1 pseudogene is annotated in these 201 nt (G+C 57.2%); it reads left to right on the plus strand.

Annotated elements, in window-relative coordinates:
* Positions 1 to 201: pseudogene (locus A1830_RS24105) on the plus strand (hypothetical protein); the annotation flags it as partial.

The raw sequence follows: 201 nt of genomic DNA on the forward strand, positions 1-201 counted from the left end.
AGCATTACGAATATGATGCGGAAAACCGGCTGATACACGCAGAAGGCACCGGCCCGGAAGGCCGCTTTACCGCGCACTACCATTATGATGCCCTGGGTCGTCGTACCCGTAAAACCGTCACCACCCAGCGCGTAACAGCCGAAACCCGTTTCCTGTGGCAGGGTTACCGTCTGTTACAGGAGCAGCAGCAGAATGGGCAGT

Origin of the sequence: Erwinia sp. ErVv1, from assembly GCF_900068895.1 — a bacterium.
GTDB lineage: Bacteria > Pseudomonadota > Gammaproteobacteria > Enterobacterales > Enterobacteriaceae > Erwinia.